23 protein-coding genes are annotated in these 24,689 nt (G+C 71.5%); 12 read left to right on the forward strand and 11 right to left on the reverse strand.

Annotation, left to right across the window (positions count from 1 at the left end; all coding sequences use genetic code 11):
• The first annotated feature begins 18 nt into the window (after positions 1-18).
• The 4 genes from ispG to ABZ939_RS09430 all read left to right on the forward strand — a co-directional run bounded on the left by ispG (position 19) and on the right by ABZ939_RS09430 (position 4,671).
• Positions 19-1,176 (forward strand): flavodoxin-dependent (E)-4-hydroxy-3-methylbut-2-enyl-diphosphate synthase, encoded by a 1,158-nt coding sequence (gene ispG, locus ABZ939_RS09415; protein WP_361851029.1) that lies wholly within the window; start codon positions 19-21, stop codon positions 1,174-1,176.
• Between the two features lie 139 nt (positions 1,177-1,315).
• The gene (locus ABZ939_RS09420; protein WP_361851031.1) at positions 1,316-2,161 is read left to right on the forward strand and encodes a GNAT family N-acetyltransferase; all 846 of its coding nucleotides are present in this window, start codon (positions 1,316-1,318) and stop codon (positions 2,159-2,161) included.
• A gap of 20 nt (positions 2,162-2,181) precedes the next feature.
• The gene (locus tag ABZ939_RS09425; protein WP_361851033.1) at positions 2,182-2,736 is read left to right on the forward strand and encodes a GNAT family N-acetyltransferase; all 555 of its coding nucleotides are present in this window, start codon (positions 2,182-2,184) and stop codon (positions 2,734-2,736) included.
• Positions 2,737-2,970: 234 nt separating this feature from the next.
• Positions 2,971-4,671: a proline--tRNA ligase gene (locus ABZ939_RS09430; protein WP_361851035.1), complete on the forward strand. Its 1,701-nt coding sequence runs from the start codon at positions 2,971-2,973 to the stop codon at positions 4,669-4,671.
• A gap of 71 nt (positions 4,672-4,742) precedes the next feature.
• On the opposite strand, the gene ABZ939_RS09435 is transcribed toward ABZ939_RS09430, so the two are convergent.
• From ABZ939_RS09435 to ABZ939_RS09450, 4 genes are read right to left on the reverse strand one after another with little or no spacing between them, the layout of a single operon-like run.
• On the reverse strand, positions 4,743-5,696 hold the full coding sequence (locus tag ABZ939_RS09435) for an SPFH domain-containing protein (protein ID WP_361851037.1): 954 nt from the start codon (positions 5,694-5,696) through the stop codon (positions 4,743-4,745).
• A 47-nt stretch (positions 5,697-5,743) separates the two neighbouring features.
• Positions 5,744-6,643, reverse strand: coding sequence for an aminoglycoside phosphotransferase family protein (locus ABZ939_RS09440; RefSeq protein ID WP_361851039.1), 900 nt, complete (start codon positions 6,641-6,643; stop codon positions 5,744-5,746).
• 56 nt (positions 6,644-6,699) lie between these two features.
• A complete protein-coding gene (locus ABZ939_RS09445; RefSeq protein WP_361851041.1) occupies positions 6,700-7,116 on the reverse strand; it encodes a ferritin-like domain-containing protein in 417 nt (138 codons plus the stop codon).
• Positions 7,113-7,700, reverse strand: coding sequence for a hypothetical protein (locus ABZ939_RS09450; RefSeq protein WP_361851043.1), 588 nt, complete (start codon positions 7,698-7,700; stop codon positions 7,113-7,115). The genes ABZ939_RS09445 and ABZ939_RS09450 overlap by 4 nt, the downstream gene beginning before the upstream one ends.
• Before the next feature lie 153 nt (positions 7,701-7,853).
• Here ABZ939_RS09450 and rimP point away from each other — a divergent pair, with 153 nt between their 5' ends.
• The 8 genes from rimP (at position 7,854) to ABZ939_RS09490 (ending at position 15,913) form a co-directional block, all read left to right on the forward strand.
• On the forward strand, positions 7,854-8,351 hold the full coding sequence (gene rimP / locus ABZ939_RS09455) for a ribosome maturation factor RimP (RefSeq protein ID WP_361851045.1): 498 nt from the start codon (positions 7,854-7,856) through the stop codon (positions 8,349-8,351).
• Between the two features lie 2 nt (positions 8,352-8,353).
• Positions 8,354-9,358, forward strand: a complete 1,005-nt coding sequence (nusA, locus tag ABZ939_RS09460) for a transcription termination factor NusA (protein ID WP_361851047.1) — start codon at positions 8,354-8,356, stop codon at positions 9,356-9,358.
• A 131-nt stretch (positions 9,359-9,489) separates the two neighbouring features.
• A complete protein-coding gene (locus ABZ939_RS09465) occupies positions 9,490-9,768 on the forward strand; it encodes a YlxR family protein (protein WP_361851049.1) in 279 nt (92 codons plus the stop codon).
• Between the two features lie 147 nt (positions 9,769-9,915).
• Positions 9,916-13,008: a translation initiation factor IF-2 gene (gene infB / locus ABZ939_RS09470; RefSeq protein WP_361851051.1), complete on the forward strand. Its 3,093-nt coding sequence runs from the start codon at positions 9,916-9,918 to the stop codon at positions 13,006-13,008.
• A 150-nt stretch (positions 13,009-13,158) separates the two neighbouring features.
• The gene (locus tag ABZ939_RS09475; protein WP_361851053.1) at positions 13,159-13,452 is read left to right on the forward strand and encodes a DUF503 domain-containing protein; all 294 of its coding nucleotides are present in this window, start codon (positions 13,159-13,161) and stop codon (positions 13,450-13,452) included.
• A 29-nt stretch (positions 13,453-13,481) separates the two neighbouring features.
• Positions 13,482-13,928 carry a 30S ribosome-binding factor RbfA gene (gene rbfA, locus ABZ939_RS09480; protein WP_361851055.1) on the forward strand — a complete coding sequence of 149 codons (447 nt, stop codon included), beginning with the start codon at positions 13,482-13,484 and terminating at the stop codon, positions 13,926-13,928.
• Entirely contained in the window at positions 13,928-14,824 is an 897-nt protein-coding gene (gene truB, locus ABZ939_RS09485) for a tRNA pseudouridine(55) synthase TruB (protein ID WP_361851057.1), read from the forward strand. The genes rbfA and truB overlap by 1 nt, the downstream gene beginning before the upstream one ends.
• A gap of 171 nt (positions 14,825-14,995) precedes the next feature.
• Positions 14,996-15,913, forward strand: coding sequence for an oxygenase MpaB family protein (locus tag ABZ939_RS09490; RefSeq protein WP_361851059.1), 918 nt, complete (start codon positions 14,996-14,998; stop codon positions 15,911-15,913).
• On the opposite strand, the gene ABZ939_RS09495 is transcribed toward ABZ939_RS09490, so the two are convergent.
• The 7 genes from ABZ939_RS09495 to ABZ939_RS09525 form a co-directional block, all read right to left on the reverse strand.
• On the reverse strand, positions 15,888-17,279 hold the full coding sequence (locus ABZ939_RS09495) for a GH1 family beta-glucosidase (protein WP_361851061.1): 1,392 nt from the start codon (positions 17,277-17,279) through the stop codon (positions 15,888-15,890). The genes ABZ939_RS09490 and ABZ939_RS09495 overlap by 26 nt on opposite strands.
• 80 nt (positions 17,280-17,359) lie before the next feature.
• On the reverse strand, positions 17,360-18,199 hold the full coding sequence (locus ABZ939_RS09500; protein ID WP_361851063.1) for a carbohydrate ABC transporter permease: 840 nt from the start codon (positions 18,197-18,199) through the stop codon (positions 17,360-17,362).
• Positions 18,196-19,164: a sugar ABC transporter permease gene (locus ABZ939_RS09505; RefSeq protein WP_361851065.1), complete on the reverse strand. Its 969-nt coding sequence runs from the start codon at positions 19,162-19,164 to the stop codon at positions 18,196-18,198. Before ABZ939_RS09505 ends, ABZ939_RS09500 begins: the two co-directional genes overlap by 4 nt.
• A 224-nt stretch (positions 19,165-19,388) precedes the next feature.
• Positions 19,389-20,693: an extracellular solute-binding protein gene (locus tag ABZ939_RS09510; RefSeq protein ID WP_361851067.1), complete on the reverse strand. Its 1,305-nt coding sequence runs from the start codon at positions 20,691-20,693 to the stop codon at positions 19,389-19,391.
• Positions 20,694-20,823: 130 nt separating this feature from the next.
• Positions 20,824-21,849: a LacI family DNA-binding transcriptional regulator gene (locus ABZ939_RS09515; RefSeq protein ID WP_361851069.1), complete on the reverse strand. Its 1,026-nt coding sequence runs from the start codon at positions 21,847-21,849 to the stop codon at positions 20,824-20,826.
• A 112-nt stretch (positions 21,850-21,961) separates the two neighbouring features.
• A complete protein-coding gene (locus ABZ939_RS09520; protein WP_361851071.1) occupies positions 21,962-22,954 on the reverse strand; it encodes a hypothetical protein in 993 nt (330 codons plus the stop codon).
• A gap of 141 nt (positions 22,955-23,095) precedes the next feature.
• Positions 23,096-24,622: a M1 family metallopeptidase gene (locus ABZ939_RS09525; protein WP_361851073.1), complete on the reverse strand. Its 1,527-nt coding sequence runs from the start codon at positions 24,620-24,622 to the stop codon at positions 23,096-23,098.
• Positions 24,623-24,689 lie beyond the last annotated feature (67 nt).

A 24,689-nucleotide genomic window follows, 5' to 3' on the forward strand; every position in this document is an offset into this window, starting at 1 on the left:
CTTGGGGTTGTACAGCTGATGACCGCGATCTCTCTCGGTATCCCGTCCGTTCCGACCAAGCTCGCTGAGCGGCGCAAGAGCCGTCAGATCCAGGTCGGATCGGTGGCCGTCGGCGGCGACGCACCCGTCTCGGTGCAGTCGATGACGACGACCCGTACGTCCGACATCGGCGCCACGCTGCAGCAGATCGCCGAGCTGACCGCCTCCGGCTGCCAGATCGTCCGCGTGGCCTGTCCGACCCAGGACGACGCCGACGCGCTCGCGACGATCGCCAGGAAGTCGCAGATCCCGGTCATCGCCGACATCCACTTCCAGCCGAAGTACGTCTTCGCCGCCATCGACGCCGGCTGCGCCGCGGTCCGCGTCAACCCCGGCAACATCAAGCAGTTCGACGATAAGGTCAAGGAGATCGCCAAGGCGGCCTCCGCGGCCGGCACCCCGATCCGGATCGGCGTCAACGCCGGCTCGCTCGACGCCCGGCTGCTGGCGAAGTACGGCAAGGCCACCCCCGAGGCGCTCGTCGAGTCCGCCCTCTGGGAGGCGTCCCTCTTCGAGGAGCACGGCTTCCGCGACATCAAGATCTCGGTCAAGCACAACGACCCGGTCGTGATGGTCAACGCCTACCGCCAGCTCGCCGCCCAGTGCGACTACCCGCTGCACCTCGGCGTCACCGAGGCCGGCCCCGCCTTCCAGGGCACCATCAAGTCCGCCGTCGCCTTCGGCGCGCTGCTCTCCGAGGGCATCGGCGACACCATCCGCGTCTCTCTCTCCGCCCCGCCGGCCGAGGAGATCAAGGTCGGCATCCAGATCCTGGAGTCGCTCAACCTGCGCCAGCGCCGCCTGGAGATCGTCTCCTGCCCGTCCTGCGGCCGCGCCCAGGTCGACGTCTACAAGCTCGCCGAAGAGGTCACCGCCGGCCTGGAGGGCATGGAGGTCCCGCTGCGCGTCGCCGTCATGGGCTGTGTCGTGAACGGCCCCGGCGAGGCCCGCGAGGCCGACCTCGGCGTCGCCTCCGGCAACGGCAAGGGCCAGATCTTCGTCAAGGGCGAGGTCATCAAGACCGTCCCCGAGTCGAAGATCGTCGAGACCCTCATCGAAGAGGCGATGAAGATCGCCGAGCAGATGGAGAAGGACGGCGTGATGTCCGGCGAGCCGACGGTCGCCGTCGCCGGCTGACCCCGTACGCACGTCACGAAGCCCCGCCACCGAGCCCGTCGAAACGGGCCGTGGCGGAGCTTCGTCGCGAGCGGACCGCACCTCCCGGGCACGCCGGGTAAAGTGCGGAGATCAGCAGACCGCATGGTGAGGCCCCCTCGTGTTGACGCAGACCACCACCCGGGTCCTCGAACCCGCCGACCTCGGCGCCGCGCTCGCCGTCCTGGAGAGCGCCCCCGTCGAGAACGCCTTCGTGACCGCCCGCGTCCAGGCCGCCGGACTCGATCCCTGGCGCCTCGGCGGCGAGATGTGGGGCTGGTACACCGACGGGCAGCTGCGCTCCCTCTGCTACTCCGGCGCCAACCTCGTCCCCATCTGCGCCACCCCCGACGCCGTCCGCGCCTTCGCCGACCGTGCCCGCAGGACCGGCCGCCGCTGCTCCTCCATCGTCGGCCCCGTCGAACCCACCACCCAGCTCTGGCGACTCCTCGAACCCAGCTGGGGCCCCGCCCGCGACGTCCGCGCCCAGCAGCCGCTGATGGTCACCGAGGAGCCCTCCGCCACCGTCGAGCCCGACCCGCTCGTCCGCCGCATCCGCAAGGACGAGATGGAGGTGATCATGCCCGCGTGCGTGGCCATGTTCACCGAGGAGGTCGGCATCTCGCCGATGGCCGGCGACGGCGGACTGCTCTACCAGGCCCGCGTCGCCGAACTCGTCGGCGCCGGCCGCTCCTTCGCCCGCATCGAGGACGGCAAGGTCGTCTTCAAGGCCGAGATCGGCGCCGCCACCCGCCAGGCCTGCCAGATCCAGGGCGTCTGGGTCGCCCCGGAGTTCCGCGGCCGCGGCCTCTCCGAGACCGGCATGGCCGCCGTGCTGCGCTACGCCCTCGCCGACGTCGCTCCCGTCGTCAGCCTGTACGTCAACGACTACAACACCCCGGCCAGGGCCGCGTACCGGCGCGTCGGCTTCCGCGAGGTCGGCGCCTTCATGAGCGTGCTGTTCTGACGCACTTGTAGGGTGCCGACATGGATGACGCAGAGATCGCTGAGGTCACGATCGGACCGGTCAACCTCGCCGCGCGGGTGGACGACGCCCTCGCCGTCCAGGCGCTCGCCTTCGGACTGAGCGAGGACGAGATCGTCGTACGACGCCACATCGTGCTCCGCCATCTGCTCAACCCCGGTGCCTGCGCGTACGGCGCGACCACCGCCGCCGGCCGGCTGGTCGGCTTCGTGTACGGGATGCCCAACGACCGCACCCACTGGTGGTCCGGCGTCGTCGAGCCGTACCTCCGCGCCACCGGCACCGTGGACTGGCTCGACGACTCGTTCGTGATCACCGAGCTCCATGTCCACCCCTCGTACCAGGGCCGCGGTCTCGGCCGTGAGCTGATCACCACCATCACCGACCAGTCGGAGCTGCCCCGCTCGATCCTCTCCGCGATCGACACCGAGAGCCCGGCCCGCGGCCTGTACCGGGCACTGGGCTACGTCGACCTGGCCCGGCAGGTCCACTTCCCCAGCGCACCCCGCCCGTACGCCGTGATGGGCGCCCCGCTGCCGCTGCCGCGCCGGAACTGATTTCCGCCCGCGCGGGCCGCCCGGCTAACCTCCTAGGGGGTGTCCGGCGGACCATGGCCGGGGCCACGACGCCTGGCACGGCACCTCGCCGCGCTGCCGAAACGCCTGAATAGCTCCGCTATCGAGGCGCTCCGGCGCCTTGCGATCCACCGCACCAGACGCCGCGTCCTGTCCGGCCCTGGTCCGCCGGACACCCCCTAGCCACCACCCTTACCCGGCAGGAGTACGAGAACCATGGCCAACGCACCGGTCCAGCGCATGTCCCAGTTGATGGCGAAGACGCTGCGCGACGACCCGGCGGACGCCGAGGTCCTCAGCCACAAGCTCCTCGTCCGCGCCGGCTACGTCCGCCGTACCGCCGCCGGCATCTGGAGCTGGCTGCCGCTGGGCAAGAAGGTCCTCGCCAACGTCGAGCGCATCGTCCGCGAGGAGATGGACGCCATCGGCGCGCAGGAGGTCTCCCTCCCCGCCCTGCTGCCCCGTGAGCCCTACGAGGCGACCGGCCGCTGGGACGAGTACGGCGCCGAGCTCTTCCGCCTCCAGGACCGCAAGGGCGGCGACTACCTCCTCGGCCCGACCCACGAGGAGATCTTCACCCTCCTGGTGAAGGACCAGTGCTCGTCCTACAAGGACCTGCCGGTCATCCTGTACCAGATCCAGACGAAGTTCCGCGACGAGGCCCGTCCCCGGGCCGGCATCCTGCGCGGCCGCGAGTTCCTGATGAAGGACTCGTACTCCTTCGACACGGAGGACGAGGGCCTCGCCCAGTCCTACGCCCTGCACCGCGAGGCATACCGTCGCGTCTTCGAGCGCCTCGGCCTCGACTACCGCATCGTCGCCGCCACCGCCGGCGCCATGGGCGGCTCGAAGTCCGAGGAGTTCCTCGCCCCGGCCGAGGCCGGCGAGGACACCTTCGCCGACTGCCCGAACTGCGACTTCGCCGCGAACACCGAGGCGATCTCCTACGAGCTCAAGCCGGTGGACGGCTCCGCCGTCGCGGCCGCCGAGGAGATCCCCACCCCGGACACCCCGACCATCGAGACCCTCGCGGCCTCCCTCGGCGTCCCGGCCTCCGCGACGCTGAAGAACCTCCTGGTGAAGGTCGACGGCGAGATCGTCGCCGTCGGCGTGCCCGGCGACCGCGAGGTCGACATGGGCAAGGTCGAGGAGCACTTCGCGCCGGCCACCGTCGAGATGGTCACCGAGAGCGACTTCGCCGAGCGCGCGGACCTCGTCCGCGGCTACGTCGGCCCGCAGGGCCTGGAGAAGGTGAAGTACATCGCCGACCCGCGCGTGGCGCCGGGCACGGCGTGGATCACGGGCGCCAACAAGGAGGGCATGCACACGAAGAACGTGGTCGCGGGCCGCGACTTCGAGGTCGACGAGTACGTCGACGTCGTGGTCGTCCAGGAGGGCGACCCGTGCCCCAAGTGCGGCACCGGCCTGACGCTGGACCGCGCCATCGAGATCGGCCACATCTTCCAGCTCGGCCGCAAGTACGCCGACGCCCTCAAGCTCGACGTCCTCGGCCAGAACGGCAAGCCGGTCCGCGTGACCATGGGCTCGTACGGCATCGGCGTCTCCCGCGCGGTCGCGGCCCTCGCCGAGCAGTCCGCCGACGACAAGGGTCTGTGCTGGCCCGCCGAGGTCGCCCCGGCCGACGTCCACGTCGTCGCGGCGGGCAAGGCCCTCCAGACCGAGCTGGCCCTCGAGGTCTCCGACAAGCTGGCCGCCGCGGGCCTCCGCGTCCTGGTCGACGACCGCGCGGGCGTCTCCCCGGGCGTGAAGTTCACCGACGCGGAGCTCATCGGCGTCCCGAAGATCCTGGTCGCGGGCCGCCGCTCGGCCGAGGGCGTCGTGGAACTGAAGGACCGCCGCACGGGTGAGCGCGAGGAACTCCCGGTCGCCGAGGCGATCGCCCGCCTGAGCGCCTGACGCGCGACAGGCGAGGAGCGGGCGGGACCCTTCGGGGCCCGCCCGCCCGTGGGTTGTGGGCACGAGGCCCGTCAGGCCGCCTCGTCCCGGGGGGTCGGGTCCGCCGGGGCGCCCAGCAGCGTGTCGGCCGGGAGGTCCGGGAGGTCGTCCAGGTCCGGGAGGTCGGTGGTCAGGGCGCGGTCGGGTACCGGGTCCTGGAAGGTCTCCGGCGGAGCCACCGGCACCGCCGGCGCCGTCCTGGCCTCGCCCCCCGGCTCGCCCTGAGTCTGCCCCGCCCGCTCCAGGAACCTCAGCAGCTCCACCGGAATCGGCAGCACCAGGGTGGAGTTCTTCTCCGCCGACACCGCCATCACCGTCTGCAGCAGCCTCAGCTGCAGCGCCGCCGGCTGGGTCGACATCACCCCCGCCGCCTCCGCCAGCTTCTTCGACGCCTGCAGCTCCGCGTCCGCGTTGATCACCCGGGCCCGCCGCTCCCGGTCCGCCTCCGCCTGGCGGGCCATCGACCGCTTCATCGTCTCCGGCAGCGAGACGTCCTTGATCTCGACCCGGTCGATCGCGACACCCCAGCCCATCGCCGGGCTGTCCAGCATCAGCTCGAGGCCCTGGTTGAGCTTCTCCCGGTTCGACAGCAGATCGTCCAGGTCGCTCTTGCCGATGATCGACCGCAGCGAGGTCTGCGCCATCTGCGAGACGGCGAACTTGTAGTCCTCCACCCGCACCAGCGCGTCCGCCGCGTCGACCACCTTGAAGTACACGACCGCGTCCACCCGCACCGTCACGTTGTCCCGGGTGATGCCCTCCTGCGCGGGCACCGGCAGCGTCACGATCTGGAGGTTCACTTTGTGCAGCCGGTCGATGACCGGGACGATCATCGTGAAACCGGGCTGCCGGACCTCGTTCAGCAGCCGACCGAAGCGGAAGACCACGCCCCGTTCGTACTGCTTCACCACGCGCGCGGCCGCCGCCGTGTACACCACGACCGCAGTTCCGGTCGCCGCCAGCGCTGTCAACAGCTCCTCGACCATCACGACCCCCTGAGGTCCGAGCCGAGCGTTACAGCCAGGTTATTCCCCTACAGCCAGCCCGCGAACTCCAGCAACAGCTCCGCGTCCTGCCGGCGCCCCGCCGCCAGCGCCCGCGTACCCGACTCGACGGCCCGGAAAAGGGTCCAGCCCCGCAGCCGCTCGCGGTCCACCTCCAGCGAATCCGCGAGCTTGTTGACCCGCCGGCGAGCCGCCGAGGCCCCCGCCGAAGTGGCCACCAGGTCCTCGACCCGGTCCCGTACCAGCCGCGCCAGATCGTAGGCGCGCTCGCCGACCAGCGGCTCGGGGCCCACGGCCAGCCAGGGCGCGCGGTCACCGGCCAGCACCTTGCCCTGGCGGAAGTTCCCGTGCAGCAGCAGTGTCTCGGGGGAGTCGGCGACCAGCTCCTCGCGCGCCTCCAGCGCGGCGGCGGTCAGCGCACCGGCCTCGTCGTCGGCGCGGTAGGACTCCATCGCCGCCGCCTGGCCGGCCGTCCGCTCGGCGACCGACTCGAAGCCGTGCTCCGCGGGCGGCTCGACCCACAGCTTCCGTACCGTGCCCGCCGCCTCCAGCAGCGCCTTCGCCTCCGGCAGGGACCGCAGCGACACCTCGGGGTGCAGCCGCTCCAGGAGCAGCGAACCGCCCTCGGGCGTCTCCAGCGGCCGCACCGCGCCCCAGCCGTTCCAGTGCGCCAGCGCGTCCCGCTCCAGGTCGGGCCGGGCGACCTCGGGGGCGATCTTCAGCGCCGCGGGGGAGCCGTCGGGCCGCCGTACGAGCACGACCAGGCTGCTGCGCCCGCCGGGCGCCATCACCCGTTCGCTCTCCAGGGAGGCGTGCTCCAGCGCGCTCTGCGCGAGCTCGGGCAGCTTCCCGAGCCACTCGGCCGCGACTGCGTCCCCGTACGTCTCGCCGAGCGCCCGCACCAGTCGCTGCGGCGGTTCGAAAGCCATGCGTGCGTTGTTCCTTCTGCAGTACCGGAGCCTGGTCAGGGCCGTCAGGGCCGGACTCACACCCGCTCGGCGAGCCCAGGAAAGGTTACGTCGGTGCCGCGCCAGCGAACGGCCCGTACCGCCGCCTCGCGCAACGCGGCGGCCGCGTCCCGCCGCAGCGGTCCCTCGGCGGCGCGTACGAGATCGGAGTACACCCCTGCGACCCGGTCCTCCAGGACCGCCGCGAGCCGTACGGCAGCGGCCGTGTCCGGTACCGCGAACGGCAGTTCGTAGCCGGCCGCCGCGGCGGCCGGCTCCCCGCCCAGGTCCCGTACGGTCCTGCGCAGCCCGTCCCGCCGTGCCCGGTGCGCCTCGTACGCCGCCGTGGCCTCGGCGCGTCGTTCGGCGCCGATCCGGCCGCCGACGACCCCGTACCCGTACACCGCCGCGTGCTCGGCGGCGAGCGCGGCCTGCGCCGCCTCGAGGGCGCTCATCCCCGGCCTCCTTCGGTCAGCAGATACGCGTGGGCCGCTCCGGCCGCCGCCACGGAGGCGAGCAGACGGGCGTACTCGGGCGGCGCTTCGAGGAGCGTGGCCGCGTGCGCGTCGGCGGTTCTGCGGGCGGCGGCGGCCAGCTCCTCGAGGGCGGCCGCCGGATCGGCCGGAACGGGGACCGGGGAAGTGGTGGCGTCCGCCGATCGGGTGCCCGCCGAAGGAGCGGCTTTCGCCGCCGCGGCGGGGGTCTCGGCAGGGCGGACGGAGGGGGAGGCGCTCGGCGCCCCGCTCCCGGCCAGGCCCTCGGCCAGGGCGGCGGCGTGCGCGGCGACCGCGCGCCGCAGCGGTGTCAGCCGGGCGGTCAGCGAGGGGTGCGCGGCGAGCACCGCGTCGTAACGTTCCAGCAGGGACCGGCTCTTCGCCGCCGATCCGCGGCGCAGCGCGGCCTCGGCGAGCGCCGCCCGTTCGGCCGCGGTCTGCTTCCTCGGCCGCTCGCCGCCGCCCCCGTCGGAGGTGCAGCCGGCCAGCGTCACCGCCCCCGCCGTCAGGAGCGCCCGCCTGCCCAGGGTCCCCGTGCGCCCCACATCCACTCCCTCGGCCTCGGTCGAAGATCACCGCAGGCGAGCGTACCTTCGGCCCCCGGCCCCATGGACGGCAACACCCCCCGGGACCGGATACCCTTTGGTCTGACACGCGACGAAACCCACAACAGCACACGCGGCCGAGGAGTCACCCGGATGAGCACCACCCAGAGCGACAGGCTGCGAGCACTCTTCGAGCCGCTCATCGCCTCGCAGGGACTCGAACTCGAAGAGCTCGAGGTGGCCTCCGTGGGACGCAAGCGGGTGCTGCGCGTCGTCGTCGACTCCGACGAAGGAGCCGACCTGGACCAGGTCGCCGATGTGAGCCGCGCGCTCTCGGCGACGCTGGACGAGACGGACGTGATGGGTGAGGGGGAGTACGACCTCGAGGTCGGCACCCCGGGCGCGGAGCGCCCGCTGAAGGAGCACCGCCACTACGTGCGCGCCACGGGCCGCCTGGTCAAGCTGCAGCTGAACGACGGTGGCGAGGTCGTCGCGCGGATCCTCGCCGTGGACGACGACGGCATCGACCTCGAAGTGCCGGGCGTGAAGGGGCGCAAGCCCACCGCCCGCCGGGCCGAGTTCGCCGACATCGCCAAGGCGCGTGTCCAGATCGAGTTCAACCGCAAGGACAAGAAGGAAGAGGAGGCGTAGCCGTGGACATCGACGTGAAGCTCCTGAAGGGCTTGGCACAAGAGAAGGAGATCTCGTTCGACCTGCTGGTCGAGGCGATCGAGTCGGCCCTCCTCATCGCGTACCACCGCACCCCCTCCGCCCGCCGCCACGCGCGCGTGGAGCTGAACCGGCAGACCGGTCATGTGACGGTGTGGGCGAAGGAAGACCCCTCCGAGCTGGAGGAGGGCCAGGAGCCCAAGGACTTCGACGACACCCCGTCGGACTTCGGCCGGATCGCGGCGAGCACCGCCCGCCAGGTCATCCAGCAGCGGCTGCGCGACGCCGAGAACGACGTCACCTTCGGCGAGTACGCCCGCCGCGAGGGCGACATCGTCGCCGGCCAGGTGCAGCAGGGCAAGGACCCGAAGAACGTCCTCGTCAAGCTGGACGACAAGCTGGAAGCCATCCTTCCGGTGCAGGAGCAGGTGCCGGGCGAGGAGTACACGCACGGTCTGCGGCTGCGCACGTACGTCGTCCGGGTCGCCAAGGGTGTCCGCGGTCCTTCCGTCACCCTGTCGCGCACCCACCCCAATCTGGTGAAGAAGCTGTTCGCGCTGGAGGTCCCCGAGATCGCCGACGGTTCCGTCGAGATCGCGGCGATCGCCCGCGAGGCGGGCCACCGCACCAAGATCGCCGTACGGTCCACCCGTTCGGGCCTGAACGCCAAGGGCGCCTGCATCGGCCCCATGGGCAGCCGGGTGCGCAACGTCATGGCGGAGCTGCTCGGCGAGAAGATCGACATCGTCGACTGGTCCGACGACCCGGCCGAGATGGTGGCCAGCGCGCTCTCCCCGGCCCGGGTCTCCAAGGTCGAGATCGTCGACCTGGCCGCCCGTTCCGCCCGGGTGACCGTGCCGGACTACCAGCTGTCGCTGGCGATCGGCAAGGAAGGGCAGAACGCCCGCCTCGCCGCGCGCCTCACCGGCTGGCGCATCGACATCCGCCCGGACACCGAGCAGTCCGACGAGCAGCGCGATCGGGACTGAGCGCGCCGCGAGGCGGATCGCAGGGAATAGCTCTCGCCCTCGTCACGTTGTGTGAGGGCGAGATCACGACAAACGACCGTTCGATTCTTGCCCCGAACGGGTGAGGTCGATACGGGGAGGTAGACTTAGCCGTGTCTGGCCGGACGCAAGCCCGCGCGTGCCCTGAGCGAACCTGTGTGGGATGCCGGGAGCGAGCGGCCAAGAGCGATCTGCTGCGCATCGTGGAGGTCGAGGGCGCGTGCGTCCCCGATCATCGCGGTACGCTGCCCGGCCGGGGTGCGTATCTGCACCCCGCCTCGGTCTGTCTCGACATGGCGGTCCGCCGCCGGGCGTTCCCGAGGGCCTTCAGGGTCCAGGGGCCGCTCGAAACGGCGGAAATCCGCTTTCACATCGAGCAGGCAGCACCGTAAGAAGAAGTACGGCACGGAACACCGTGCGGTCAGGTACCTCGCGAGTTGGAAGTAGGTCGAGATTGCGATGAGCACTCGATGAGTACGCGATGAGTACGCCCATGAAGTAGCGACGGTCCGGCGGTAACCGGACCTAAAAGGAGCGAAGTGGCTAAGGTCCGGGTATACGAACTCGCCAAGGAGTTCGGTGTGGAGAGCAAGGTCGTCATGGCCAAGCTCCAAGAACTCGGTGAATTCGTCCGTTCGGCGTCCTCGACAATCGAGGCGCCGGTCGTGCGCAAGTTGACTGATGCGTTGCAGGGTCCCGGCGGTGGCGCCGGCAAGACCGCTGCGAAGCCTGGCGCGCCTCGTAAGGCCGCCCCCTCGAAGCCCTCGGCGCCCTCCCCGGCCGCCGCGGCACGTCCCGCTGCCCCGAAGCCCGGCGCCCCGGCCCCCAAGCCGGCCCCCGCCGCGCCTGCGGCCCCGGTCACTCCGGCCGCCCCGGCGAGCAGCACCCCTTCTCCGGCTCCGGCCGCCTCGGGCCCGCGCCCGGGTCCGAAGCCCGCGCCCAAGCCGGTCACGCCGGCTCCGGCCGCCCCCGAGTTCACCGCGCCTCCGTCGGCCCCCGCCGCCGGTCAGCGTCCCGGTGGCGCGACCCCGGGACCCCGTCCCGCCGGCGAGCGTCCCGCCCGTCCGGGTCAGGGCGCGCCGCGTCCGCAGGGCCAGGGTGCCCCGCGTCCGCAGGGCCAGGGCGCTCCGCGTCCCGGCGGTGCCCGTCCGGCCGGTCCCCGTCCGGGCAACAACCCCTTCACCTCGGGTGGCTCCACCGGAATGGCGCGCCCGCAGGCGCCCCGTCCGGGTGGCGGTGCCCCCCGTCCCGGCGGCCCCGGTGCCGTTCCGGGTGCCCCGCGTCCGCAGGGCGGCCCCGGTGGCGCCCCGCGTCCCCAGGGCCAGGGCGGCGCGCGTCCCACCCCCGGTGGCATGCCGCGTCCGCAGGCTCCCCGTCCGGGCGGCGCGCCCGGCGGTAACCGTCCGAACCCCGGCATGATGCCGCAGCGTCCCGCTGCCGGCCCGCGTCCCGGTGGTGGCCCCGGCGGTCGTGGCCCCGGTGGCCCCGGCGGTCGTCCGGGTGGCGGCGGCGGTCGTCCCGGTGGCGGCGGCTTCGCCGGCCGTCCGGCCGGTCCCGGCGGTGGCGGCGGCGGCTTTGCCGGTCGTCCCGGTGGTCCCGGTGGCGGCGGCGGTCGTCCGGGTGGTCCCGGCGGCGGTGGCGGCGGCTTCGGCGGTCGTCCCGGCGGCTTCGGTGGCCGTCCCGGTGGCCCCGGTGGCCGTGGTGGCACGCAGGGCGCCTTCGGTCGCCCCGGCGGTCCCGCGCGTCGCGGTCGCAAGTCGAAGCGTCAGAGGCGCCAGGAGTACGAGGCCATGCAGGCCCCGTCGGTCGGCGGCGTGATGCTGCCTCGCGGCAACGGCGAGACCATTCGCCTGTCGCGCGGTGCGTCCCTCACCGACTTCGCCGAGAAGATCAACGCCAACCCGGCGTCGCTCGTCGCGGTGATGATGAACCTCGGCGAGATGGTCACGGCCACGCAGTCCGTCTCCGACGAGACGCTGCAGCTCCTCGGCGACGAGATGAACTACACCGTTCAGATCGTCTCGCCCGAGGAGGAGGACCGCGAGCTGCTCGAGTCCTTCGACATCGAGTTCGGCGAGGACGAGGGCGGCGAAGAGGCTCTGGTCTCCCGTCCGCCGGTCGTCACCGTCATGGGTCACGTCGACCACGGTAAGACCCGACTGCTCGACGCCATCCGCAAGACGAACGTCGTCGCGGGCGAGGCCGGTGGCATCACCCAGCACATCGGTGCCTACCAGGTGGGTACCGAGGTCAACGGTGAAGAGCGCCGCATCACCTTCATCGACACCCCGGGTCACGAGGCGTTCACCGCCATGCGTGCCCGTGGTGCCAAGTCGACCGACATCGCGATCCTCGTGGTCGCGGCCAACGACGGCGTCATGCCGCAGACGATCGAGGCGCTCAACCACGCCAAGGCCGCCGGCGTCCCGATCGTCGTCGCGGTCAACAAGATCGACGTCGAGGGCGCGGACCCGACCAAGGTCCGTGGTCAGCTGACCGAGTTCGGTCTGGTGGCCGAGGAGTACGGCGGCGACACCATGTTCGTCGACATCTCCGCCAAGCAGGGTCTGCACATCGACTCCCTGCTCGAGGCCGTCGTCCTCACCGCCGACGCCTCGCTCGACCTGCGGGCCAACCCGAACCAGGACGCGCAGGGTATTGCGATCGAGTCCCACCTCGACCGCGGTCGCGGTGCCGTCTCGACCGTCCTGGTCCAGCGCGGAACGCTGCGCATCGGCGACACGATGGTCGTCGGCGACGCGTACGGCCGTGTCCGGGCGATGCTCGACGACAAGGGCAACAACGTCGAGGAGGCGACCCCGTCGACTCCCGTCCTGGTCCTGGGTCTCACCAACGTCCCGGGTGCCGGCGACAACTTCCTGGTTGTCGACGAGGACCGTACGGCCCGTCAGATCGCCGAGAAGCGCGCTGCGCGTGAGCGCAACGCCGCCTTCGCCAAGCGCGTCCGCCGGGTGTCCCTCGAGGACCTCGACAAGGTGCTCAAGGCCGGTCTGGTCCAGGAACTCAACCTCATCATCAAGGGCGACGCGTCCGGTGCGGTCGAGGCTCTCGAGTCCTCGCTGCTCCAGCTCGACGTCGGCGAAGAGGTCGACATCCGTGTCCTGCACCGCGGTGTGGGTGCGGTCACCGAGTCCGACATCGACCTGGCCATGGGCTCCGACGCCATCGTCATCGGCTACAACGTCCGCGCTGCCGGCCGTGCCGCGCAGATGGCGGAGCGCGAGGGCGTCGACGTCCGGTACTACTCGGTGATCTACCAGGCCATCGAGGAGATCGAGGCGGCGCTCAAGGGCCTCCTCAAGCCGGAGTACGAAGAGGTCGAGCTCGGTACGGCGGAGATCCGCGAGGTCTTCCGCTCGTCCAAGCTGGGCAACATCGCCGGTGTCCTCATCCGCTCGGGCGAGGTCAAGCGCAACACCAAGGCGCGCCTCATCCGCGACGGCAAGGTCATCGCGGAGAACCTCAACATCGAGGGTCTGCGCCGCTTCAAGGACGACGTCACCGAGATCCGCGAGGGCTTCGAGGGTGGTATCAACCTCGGAAACTTCAACGACATCAAGATCGACGACGTCATCGCGACGTACGAGATGCGCGAGAAGCCTCGCGCCTGATCGCGTCCGATCGCAGCAGTGAGTCGGGGCCGGTCGGCGGAAGTTATTCCGTCGATCGGCCCCGGCCGTTGCGTGTACGGTTCTGGTGTCCCTGCCAAGCGACGGCATGGCAGGCCACCGAACCCGAACCGGCGGGACATCCGGCACTACATGTTTGTGGGGACTCTGTCCTTCGATCTGCTCCTCGGCGACGTTCATTCGTTGAAGGAGAAACGCTCCGTCGTCCGGCCCATCGTCGCCGAGCTCCAGCGCAAGTTCTCTGTGAGCGCGGCCGAGGTGGGCGACCAGGACCTCCATCGCAGGGCCCGGCTGGGCGTCGCGCTGGTGTCCGGGGACCAGGGGTTCGTATCGGACGTGCTCGACCGCTGTGAGCGGCTGGTCGCGGCGCGGCCCGAGGTGGAGCTGCTGTCGGTGCGACGCAGGCTCCACACTGATGAAGACTGAATGAGCAAGGCAAAGAAGGAGAAGGACCAGTGGCCGACAACGCGCGGGCGAAGAAGCTGGCGGACCTCATCCGGGAGGTGGTCGCCGAGAAGCTGCAGCGCGGCATCAAGGACCCGCGCCTGGGTACGCACGTGACCATCACGGACACCCGCGTCACCGGTGACCTGCGGGAGGCCACGGTCTTCTACACGGTCTACGGCGACGACGAGGAGCGGGCCAGCGCCGCCGCCGGACTGGAGAGCGCCAAGGGCATCCTGCGCTCCGCCGTCGGTGCCGCGGCCGGGACGAAGTTCACGCCGACGCTGACCTTCGTCGCGGACGCCCTCCCGGAGACCGCCAAGACGATCGAGGACCTCCTCGACAAGGCACGGGCCTCGGACGCGGCGGTGCGCGAGGCGTCGTCCGGAGCGAAGTACGCCGGCGAGGCCGACCCGTACCGCAAGCCCGACGAGGACGAAGAGGGCACCACCGCCTGATGAGCACCGCAAAGACGCCCGACGGCCTTGTCATCGTCGACAAGCCGTCGGGCTTCACTTCGCACGACGTCGTGGCCAAGATGCGCGGGATCGCCAGGACCCGGCGGGTCGGCCACGCGGGCACGCTCGACCCCATGGCGACGGGCGTCCTCGTCCTCGGCGTGGAGCGGGCGACCAAGCTGCTCGGTCACCTGGCGCTGACCGAGAAGGAGTACCTCGGCACCATCCGCCTCGGCCAGACGACGATCACCGACGACGCCGAGGGCGAGATCACGGCCTCCGTGGACGCGTCCAAGGTGACCCGTGAGGGGATCGACGCGGGCGTGGCGGAGCTGACCGGCGCCATCATGCAGGTGCCGTCGAAGGTCTCCGCCATCAAGATCGACGGCAAGCGGTCGTACGCGCGGGTGCGCGGCGGCGAGGAGTTCGATATCCCGGCCCGGCCGGTCACGGTCTCGTCCTTCCAGGTGTACGACGTCCGGGAGGCCACCGCCGAGGACGGCACGCCCGTCGTCGACCTCGTCGTCTCCGTGGTCTGCTCCTCCGGCACGTACATCCGGGCGCTCGCCCGCGACCTGGGCGCCGGGCTCGGCGTGGGCGGTCATCTGACCGCGCTGCGGCGGACCCGGGTCGGCCCGTACAAGCTGGACTCGGCCCGGACCCTCGACCAGCTCCAGGAGGAGCTGACGGTCATGCCGGTCGCCGACGCGGCCGCGGCGGCGTTCCCCCGCTGGGACGTCGACGAGAAGCGCGCCCGGCTGCTCCTGAACGGTGTCCGCCTGGAGATGCCGTCCTACCCCGCCGGTCCCGTGGCGGTGTTCGGCCCGGACGGCCGTCTGCTGGCGCTCGTGGAGGACCAGAAGGGCAAGGCCAAGAGCCTGGCCGTCTTCGGCTGAGCCGCCCTGTTCATGGTGGAGCGGGGGCGGGGGCGGGGCCCCGCCCCCCACCCCCCCCCGGGGCGGGGCCCGCGCCCGGGGCTGGGGCCGGGCCCGCGCCCCCGACCCATGTGTGCCCTTTGCCGGAAAAGCCGGGCCGGGGCAGGCTGAGAACGTGAGGAGAGTGGATCCATGACCGGACCGGCCAGGCCCGTCGGGCCGACCCGGACCGCCACGGACGGAAGCCCGAAGGAGACCGCGCCCGAGCCGCCGCCCGTCGGCGGAGTGCTGTGGAGCGTCGCGGGGGACGTCCGGGGCCTCCTGATGCTGCCCTCCGCGCTCGCCCTCCAGGTCGCCCACCCGGCCGTCGGCGCGGGCGTCGACCAGTACTCCGTCTTCCGCACCGACCCCTGGGGCCGCGGTGAGCGCTCGCTGCGCTCCGCGCTGCTCTGGGTGTACGGGGGCGAGGACGCGGCCGAGGAGGGGCGCCGGCTCCGGAAACTCCACCGGACCATCCAGGGCACCGACGCCCACGGCCGCCGCTACCACGCGCTCACCCCGTCGAACTACGCCTGGGTGCATGCCACGGGCTTCCCCGTCTACCACCACGGCCTGCGCCTCCTGCACCGCCCGCTCACCGAGGCCCAGGAACGGAGGCTCTACGCCGAGTGGCTCCAGGTCGGCCGCATCCTCGGCATCCACGACCGGGACATGCCGCAGACGATCGAGGAATTCTGGCCGTACTACCGCAAGATGCTCGGCGAGCTGGAGACCACCGTCGTCCTGCGCGAGCTCGTCGCCACCGACCAGCCGGTGCCCCCGCCCGACCGCGGCCCCCTGCCGCTGCGGCTGCTGCTCAGGGCGCTGTGGCCGGTGATCCTGCCCCACCTCGCCCGCTTCCGCTCCTTCGTCACCCTCGGCCTCATGCCGCCGGACGCCCGGGAGGCCCTCGGCCTGGAGTGGACCGACGCCCAGGAGCGCCGGCTGCGCCGGTTCGCCCGGGTCGTACGGGCCGTGGTGCCCGTACTCCCCGAGCGGCTGCGCTACCTGCCGCTCGCCCGCGAGGCGCGCCGCGAGGCGAGGCTCAGCGGGACAGCCCGCCGCGCCTGATCACCTCCGCGTACCAGCGCGCGCTGTCCTTCGGTGTACGGCGCTGGCTCGCGAAGTCCACGTGGACGATGCCGAACCGCTTGCCGTAGCCGTACGCCCACTCGAAGTTGTCCAGGAGCGACCACAGGAAGTACCCGCGCACATCGGCGCCGTCCGCGATCGCCCGGTGCACGGCCGAGAGGTGGGCGTCGACGTACGCCACCCGCTCCGGGTCGTGGACCTCGCCCTCCGGGTCGGCGTAGTCGTCGTACGCGGCGCCGTTCTCGGTGATCAGCAGCGGCACGCCCGGCAGCTCGTCGCGCAGCCGGACGAGCAGCTCGTACAGGCCGTCCGCGTCCACCGGCCAGTCCATCGCCGTGCGCGGCCCGGGCGCGGGCAGGAAACGCACCCGGTCCGGCGCGCCCGGCCATGGCGAGGGGGACTCCGAGGAGCCGGCGGCGACGACGGTGGGGGAGTAGTAGTTGATCCCGAGCGAGTCGATCGGCGTGGAGATCACGTCCAGGTCGCCGTCCCGTACGAAGGACCAGTCCGTGATCCGCTCCGTGTCCTCGACCAGATCGGCCGGCAGACGGCCGTGGAAGACCGGGTCGAGGAAGATCCGGTTGCCGACGGCGTCGATGCGACGGGCCGCGTCCGCGTCCTCGGCGGAGTCCGAAAGAGCCCTGATCGCATGGAGGTTGAGGGTCAGCGAGAGCTCCGCCGTGGCGGGCACGGCCGCGCGCAGGGCCCGGGCGGCCAGACCATGGGCCAGATTGAGATGGTGGGCGGCGCGCAACGCGGCCTCGTCGTCGGTGCGGCCCGGGGCGTGGACCCCGGAGCCGTAGCCCAGAAAGGCCGCGCACCAGGGCTCGTTGAGGGTCGTCCAGGTGCTGATCCGGTCGCCGAGGGCCTCGGCGGCGAGACCCGCGTACTCGGCGAACCGTTCGGCGGTCGCGCGCTCGGGCCAGCCACCCCCCGCGGCGGAGCCGCTCATGCCGGCAGTCTCGAGTTCCTGCGGGAGATCCCAGTGGTAGAGCGTGGCGACCGGCCGGATCCCGGCCTCCAGCAGCTCGTCGGAGAGCGCGCGGTAGAAATCCAACCCCTTCTGATTGGCCGCCCCTCGCCCGGTCGGCTGGATCCGGGACCAGGAGAGGGAGAAGCGGTAGTCCGTGAGGCCCAGCTCCTTCATCAGGGCCACGTCCTCGCGCATCCGGTGGTAGTGGTCGGCGGCGACGTCACCGGTGTCGCCGTTGCGCACCTTGCCCGGCGTACGGCTGAAGGTGTCCCAGATGGACGGGGTGCGGCCGTCCTCGGTGGCCGCGCCCTCGATCTGGTAGGCGGCGGTGGCCGCTCCCCAGCGGAAGCCGTCAGGGAAGAGAGCGTTCATGAACGGAGAACTCCTGTGAGAGTGAGGGGAGATACGGGTCGGTCCTGTACGGCTCCGGCGGACGACCGGCCGGCGTCGGCTCAGCCCTTGACGGCGCCCTGCATGATGCCGCCCACGATCTGCCGGCCGAGCAAGCCGAAGACGAGCAGCACCGGCAGGGTGCCGAGCAGCGTGCCCGCCATGATCACGGACTGGTCGTGGACATAGCCGCCACCGAGCTGGCGCAGCGCGACCTGGACGGTCGGCTCCTGCGAGGACAGGGCGACGATCGGCCAGAAGAAGTCGTTCCAGGCGGCCATGAAGGTGAGCAGCCCGAGCACCGCCATGCCGGGCCGAGCGACGGGCACCACGATCGACCAGAAGATCCGGGCGGAGGACGCCCCGTCGACCCGGGCCGCCTCGATCAGCTCGTCCGGCAGCGACTGCACCAGGTACTGCCGCATGAAGAAGACCCCGAAGGCGGAGACGAGACCGGGCAGGATCACCGACTGCAGCTGGTTCACCCAGCCCAGCTCGGCGATCAGCATGAAGAGCGGGATCACCCCGAGCTGCGGCGGGATCATCATCGTGCCGACCGTGATCGCGAGCAGTGCGCCCCGCCCGCGGAAGCGCAGCTTGGCGAAGGCGAACCCGGCCAGGGTGCAGCACAGCACGGTGCCGACCGTGATGGAGCCGGACACCACGAGGGAGTTGAGGAGCGCCGTGCCGATGTCGGCCTCCTCCATGACCGCCTCGAAGTTCCGGAAGAGGTTCGGCCCCGGCAGCAGGGTCGGCGGCACCTGCGCCAGATCGGCGTTGGAGCGGCTCGCGGCGACGATCGTCCAGTAGAAGGGGAAGGCGGAGACGAGAACGGCCAGGATCAGGATCGCGTACGTGATCCTGCCCCCGTGGCCCGTACGGCCGGCGACACGCATGCTCATGCCCGGCCCTCCTTCCGCGAACGGCGGTGCACGAGCAGGGCGTTGACTCCGACCAGGACGAGAATCAGCAGGAACATCAGCCAGGCGATGGCGGCGGCCCGGCCCAGGTGGAAGAAGCCCCAGCCCTGTTCGTACAGATAGAGCCCGAGGGTCTGGTACTGGTGCGAGATGCCGCCCGAGATCGAGCCCTCGAAGAGCAGCGGCTCACCGAACAGCTGGGTCGCGCCGATCGTGGAGACGACCGTGGTGAAGACGATCGTGGGACGCAGCCCGGGCAGGGTGACGTGGAAGAACTGCCGCCACCGTGAGGCGCCGTCCATCTCGGCGGCCTCGTACAGCTCGGAGGGGATGGTCTGCATCCCGGCGAGATAGATCAGGGCGTTGTAGCCGGTCCAGCGCCAGACGACGATCGAGGAGACGGCGATCTGCGAGGCGAACGTGTCGTTCTGCCAGTCGACGGGGTCGAACCCGACCAGGGAGAGGGCGTAGTTGACGAGCCCGAAGTCCCGGCCGAAGAGCTGGGCGAAGACGAGCGTGGCGGCGGCCACGGACGTCGCGTACGGCAGCAGCATCGCCGTGCGGAAGAACGTCCGGCCCCGCAGCTTGTAGTGGAGCAGATGCGCGAGGCCGAGAGCCATGGCGAGCTGCGGGACCGTGGACAGGACCCCGATGGTGAAGGTGTTGCGCAGCGCGGTCCAGAAGAACTCGTCGGTGAGCAGCGCTGCGTAGTTGCCGAGGCCGCGCCACTCCATGTCGCCCGGGGTCTGCAGTTCGACCCGGTAGAGCGAGACGAAGGCGGTGTAGAGCAGCGGGAAGAGACCGAACGCCGCGAACAGGGTGAAGAACGGGGCGAGATAGGCGTACGGGACGAGGGCGGCCCACCTGCGGCGGGGTGCCGGGCGGGAGGACCGGGCCGGCGGCGGCGGGACGGGTGCCGTCGCCGGCCCGGAGGCGGTCAGGGTCACGGTGCGGCCCTTCGGGTCGGGAGGGGGGGTGCGGGGCGGTGCGGGCGAGAGGCGGTCGGGACGGCTGAGGCACGGGACCGGGTGGACGCGGGGCGGTGCGGTGCGGGGCGGGCGGCTGAGCCGTGGCGCTGGGCGAAGCGGTGCGGTGCGGGGCGGGCGGCTGAGCCACGGGACCGGACGGGGCGGGCGGCGGGCGGGGGCCTGGGCACGGCCCCCGCGCGAGCTCAGCCGATGGCGTTCTCGACGCCCTTCCGCGCGTTCGACCACGCCTTGTCGGGGCTGGTGCCCTTGCGCTCCACCTCGCTCAGCGCGTTGGTGATCTGGTCGGCGACGTTCTTGTCGTGGACCCCGAGCACCTGCACCGGAGACGCCTTGGCCGCGTCGCCGAAGATCTGGCCGATCGGCGCGCCGCCGAAGTACGGGTCCGTCGCCGACGCGACCTGGGCGATGGCGTCGGTGGACGAGGGGAAGTTCCCCTGCTTCGTGAAGAGCGTGGCCTGCTGCTCGGGGGCGGTGAGCCACTTGATCAGCTCGTACGCCTCCTTCTTGTGCTTCGCCGCCCGCGGTACGGAGAGGTAGGAGCCGCCCCAGTTCCCGGCGCCGCCGGGAAGCTTGGCGATGTCCCACTTGCCCTTGCCCGCGTCGCCGGCCTGGCCCTTGATGTAGCCGAGCATCCACGCGGGGCAGGGGAGCGTCGCGAAGGAACCGGCGGAGAACGCCTGGTTCCACTGCGGCGACCACTGGTCGAGCTTGGCGCTCAGGCCCTCCTCGGCGGCCTTCGCCGAGGTCTCCCACGCCGTCTTCACGGCCGGGTTGTCGGCGTAGATCAGCGTGCCCGAGGCGTCGTAGTACCGCTCTTTCTCCTGGCCGATCATGACCGTGAACAGGCTGCCGACGCTGTCCAGCCAGGCGCTCTTGGCCGGGGCCTTGGCCTTGTACTGCCGGCCGAGCTCCAGATAGCCCTCCCAGGTCGACCACTTCTGCGCCAACTCGGCTCGGTCGGTGGGGAGTCCGGCCTGCTTGAAGAGGTCCGTGCGGTAGCACATGGCCTCGGGGCCGACGTCCGTGCCGAGAGCGAGGACCTTGCCGTCCGTGGTGGTCGCGGCGGACCACTTGGCGTCGGCGAACTCGCCCTTGAGGGCGTCCGCCCCGTACTTCGTCAGATCCTCGAACTTGTCCGCCTGCTGCTGGGTGACCGAGGCGATCCGGCCGACCTCGATGCCCTGGACGTCGGCGAGTCCGCCCCCGCCGGCCAGCCGCGTCTGCAGCGACTTCCAGTAGTCCTGCTCGTCCTCGGTGTCGGTCTGCTTGATGGTGACGTTCGGGTGGAGCTTCTCGTACGCGGCGTACAGCCCGGCCTCCTTGTAGCCGAAGGAGCCGTAGAGGTCGACGGTGATCGTGACCTTTCCGCCCGCGCTGTCGGAGGCGTCGTCGGATCCGCCGGATCCGCAGGCGGCGAGCAGGGCCCCGGTGAGGACGACGGCGCCGATTCGGGCGGCGGTCGATCTGGCGGCTCGGGCAGTGGGCATGGGAAGCCTCCGTTTTGAGAGCGCTCTCAGGAATGCGTCAGGAGCGTGCCTCCCCGGCCGGGTTCCCGTCAAGAGTCGAACGCGTAACAGCTCGGTGTACTCGGGTAGTTGGCTCCCGGATTCAGAACCCTTACGCGGAGGCGCGCCGAACCAGTTCGGTCGGTGTGATCACGGGCTCCGCGGCCTCTCCGTCCAGGGTGCGCATCAGGATCCGTACCATCAACCGGCCCATGCCCTCGATGTCCTGACGGACCGTCGTGAGGGGTGGATCGGTCGCCTCGGCCACCGGCAGCATGTCGTCGAAGCCGACGAGTGCCACGTCCTCGGGCACCCGCAGGCCCTGGGCGCGCAGGACGCGCAGCGCGCCGGAGGCCATGAGGTCGTTGGCCGCGAACACGGCGTCCAGGTCGGGATGGAGCCGGAGGAGGCCGGCCATCGCCAGCGCCCCGCTCTCCTCCGTGAACGCCCCCTCGGCGACCAGGTCGGGCGCGGCGTCGGGCAGTTCGTCCCGGTATCCGTCGAGGCGGTCGAGCGCGGAGGTCTGGTCGCGGGGGCCGGTGATGTGCGCGATCTTCCGGCGGCCGAGCGCGCGCAGGTGCCGCACGGCGGCGCGGGACCCGCCGCGGTTGTCGCAGTCGACGTAGGGGACCGGTGGCTCGTTCTCGGGTCCGGTCCAGCCCGGGCGGCCGCCGAAGACCGTCGGGACCTTGACGCGCCGGACGATCTCGGGGAGTTCGTCATCGTTGTGGAGCGAGAAGGCCAGCGCTCCGTCGACATGGCCGCCGCCGAGGTAGCGGGCGATCCGCTCGTGGTCGCCCGGCCCCTCCACCCAGAGCAGTACGAGCTGGGCGTCATGCGCGGTCAGCTCCCGGCTGATGCCGCGCACCTGCTGCTCGAAGAACGGGTCGGAGAAGATCCGGAACTCGGGCTCGGCGATGATCACGGCGACGGCGCCGTTGCGCCGGGTCACCAGCGTCCTGGCCGCGTGGTTGGGGATGTAGCCGAGCTCCTCGACCGCCTTGCGCACCTTCACGACCAGGGCCTCGCGCACACCGGCCCCGCCGTTGACGACACGGGACACCGTCGCCCGGGAGACCCCGGCGCGCTCGGCGACGGCTTCCAGGGTGGGGCGCGTCCCGGACGTCGACTCGCTCAAGGGTGGCTCCTCACGGGCACGGTGGGTGACGGTGCTGACAGCGTCGAGGGTAACCGGTGGCGGGGCCGGTGGGACCGTCCCGGGAAAGCGCTCTCCCGGCGGTCCCCGCCGCTCAGCGCGCCGGGCGCAGCACGTTCACGTTCGCGAGGGCGCGGTGGCGGTGGTGGGTCTCCGCGATCGCGGCCAGGGCCGGGCGGCCGAGGTCCCGGTAGGCCAGGGCCAGCAGCTCGCTCGCGTACTCCTCGCGCTCCGGTCTGCCGTACGAGGCCCAGTGCAGGTCCCGGCCGAGCGCCAGCGCCTCGGCCGGATCGCCGGCGGTGGCGCGTCGCAACGCCTCGGCGCGGGCGGACCGCAGCTGCTCCTCGTCGTCGAACAGCTCGTCCATGAAGGTGCCGAAGCGGTACTCGTCGGCGCCGTGGTGGGGCGGCCGGTTCAGGGCCGTCGTGCCGGACACCAGGGCGCCCGCCCCGTCCAGGGTCGTGGTCCGGTCGGTGTCGACGGCCGGCCGACGGTACTCGTACGCCTGGGAGTACGCGAGCCCCTTCTCCGTACGCTCCCCGGTCTCGAAGCCGGTCAGCGCCCCCCGCAGCAGCCCCAGGTCCGCGAGCCGTGCCAGCTCTTCCTCGTCCCCGTCCGACGCGTACTCCGCGAGGTCCCGCTGCGCAGCTTCGATCCGCGCCCGCACCGCCTCCAGCGGGGTGCGGTGGCGCCGTTCGATCCCACCGCCGTCGTTGGTCCAGTACGAGGCGACGCCCTCGCACGTACGCCCGTCGTCGGACCAGAGCCCGAAGTGGAGTCCGTCGGAGCCGCCGTGCAGGAAGGTCAGGAACTCCGGAGGATCGCGGTAGTAACGCCCGTGCACCCGGATGTCGAGCCCGTCGCCGGGGAGGGCGGCGGGGTCGGCGAACAGGTCCATCACCCCGAACGGCGTGATCTCCAGGTCCCGCAGAGCCCGCTGCTCGACCGGCCCGAGCGAGGCGAGGAAGTCCACGAAACGGAAGAAGGAGCCGGGCAGTTCGAGCCCCCACTCGCCGTGGACCCGCTCCGCCACGGCCTCCCGCACCGCCGGATCGCCGTACCGCTCCCCGCCCGTCACGACGGCCACCGGACGTCGCCGTACACCGGATTCGGCCGGTCGCCGCTGTCGGTCCCACCCAGCCGCTCGATCGCGTCGCTCATGATCGCGACCCTAGCGGGTGGGTCCGACAGCGGCCCCGGGGAGTCCCGAGGCCGCCGTCGGACGGGATCAGTGCGCGTCGTGCTCGTGGATCGTGTTCGTCTCCGCGATCTTCTTCCACGACTTCGGCTGCGCGGGCCGCTCCGGCCGCGCCGCCGGGGCGGCGGCCGCGGACCGCGCCGACACGCCCGCCTCCGCGGCGGCCGGAGCCGCCGGCTTCACCGGCTGGTACAGCCAGGTGTCGAAGAGCGCGGCCAGCGGCTTGCCCGAGACCCGCTCCGCGTACTTCACGAAGTCCCCGACCTTGGCGTTGCCGTAGGCGAACTCCGTCGGCCAGCCCTTCAGAATGGCGAAGAAGTCCTCGTCGCCGATCTCGTTGCGCAGCGCCTGGAGCGCAAGCGCGCCCCGGTCGTACACGGCGATGTGGAACTGGTTGTCGGGACCCGGGTCACCCGGCTTGACCGTCCAGAACGGGTCCTCGGCCGTGCGCGTCGCGTAGACGTAGTCCGCCAGCTCCTGCGCCGTGCCCTCGCCCTCCTTCTCCGACCACAGCCACTGGCTGTAGCGGGCGAAGCCTTCGTTGACCCAGATGTCCTTCCAGTTGTCGACCGAGACGCTGTCGCCGTACCACTGGTGCGCCAGCTCGTGCACGACCACCGACACGTTCGCCCCGTTGGAGAACTGCCGTGGGCTGTAGAACGGCCGGGTCTGCGTCTCCAGGGCGTAGCCGCTGGTCACGTTGGGCACGTAACCGCCAAGCGCGTTGAAGGGGTACGGCCCGAAGACCTCCTCCAGCCACTCCGCGACCTCGGTCGTCCGCTCGATCGAGGCCCGCGCCGCACCCGCGTTGTCGCCGAGGTCCTTGCTGTACGCGTTGAGGACCGGGAGGCCGTTCGCCGTCTTGTCCGTGGTGATGTCGAACTTCCCGACGGCGAGCGTGGCCAGATACGTCGCCTGCGGCTTGTTGGAGCGCCAGTTGTAGCGGGTCCAGCCGAGCCGCGAGGACTGCGACTGCAGCACGCCGTTGCTGATCGCCTGCGTGCCGTCCGGTACGGAGACGGAGACGTCGAAGGTCGCCTTGTCCAGGGGATGGTCGTTGGACGGGAACCACCAAGCGGCCGAGTCCGGCTCCTGGGCGGCGACACCGCCGTCGGGCGTGCGGTGCCAGGCGGTCCAGCCGCCGATCTTCACCTCGGAGGGCTTGCCCGCGTACCGCACGACGACCGAGATCGTACGGTTCTTCTCCAGCGGGCTCGCCGGCGTGATCTCCAGCTCCTGCTCGCCTCTGGTGGTGAACGCCGCCTTCTTGCCGTTGACCCGCACCTCGCTGACCTTCAGTCCGAGGTCCAGGTTGAAGCGGGAGAGGTTCTGGGTGGTCGTGGCGAGGATGGTCGCCGTGCCCTCCAGGAGGTCGGTGGCGGGCTGGTACTTCAGCCGCAGGTCGTAGTGGGAGACGTTGTAACCGCCGTTGCCACTGGCCGGGTAGTAGGGGTCGCCGATGCCCGATGCGCCCGGAACGTAGTCGGCGGCCGATGCCGGGATCGCCAGCAGGAGAGAGGCCGCGAGCGCGCTCGGAACGACAAGTCTGCGGTGCACGAGAGCTCCAAGTCAGTAAGAAGCGTGAGTGGTGTTCGGTCCTTAACGACGCTATTCAGCACCCGAC

The sequence above is a fragment of the Streptomyces sp. NPDC046712 genome (assembly GCF_040645695.1).
In the GTDB taxonomy this organism is placed as follows: Bacteria; Actinomycetota; Actinomycetes; order Streptomycetales; family Streptomycetaceae; genus Streptomyces.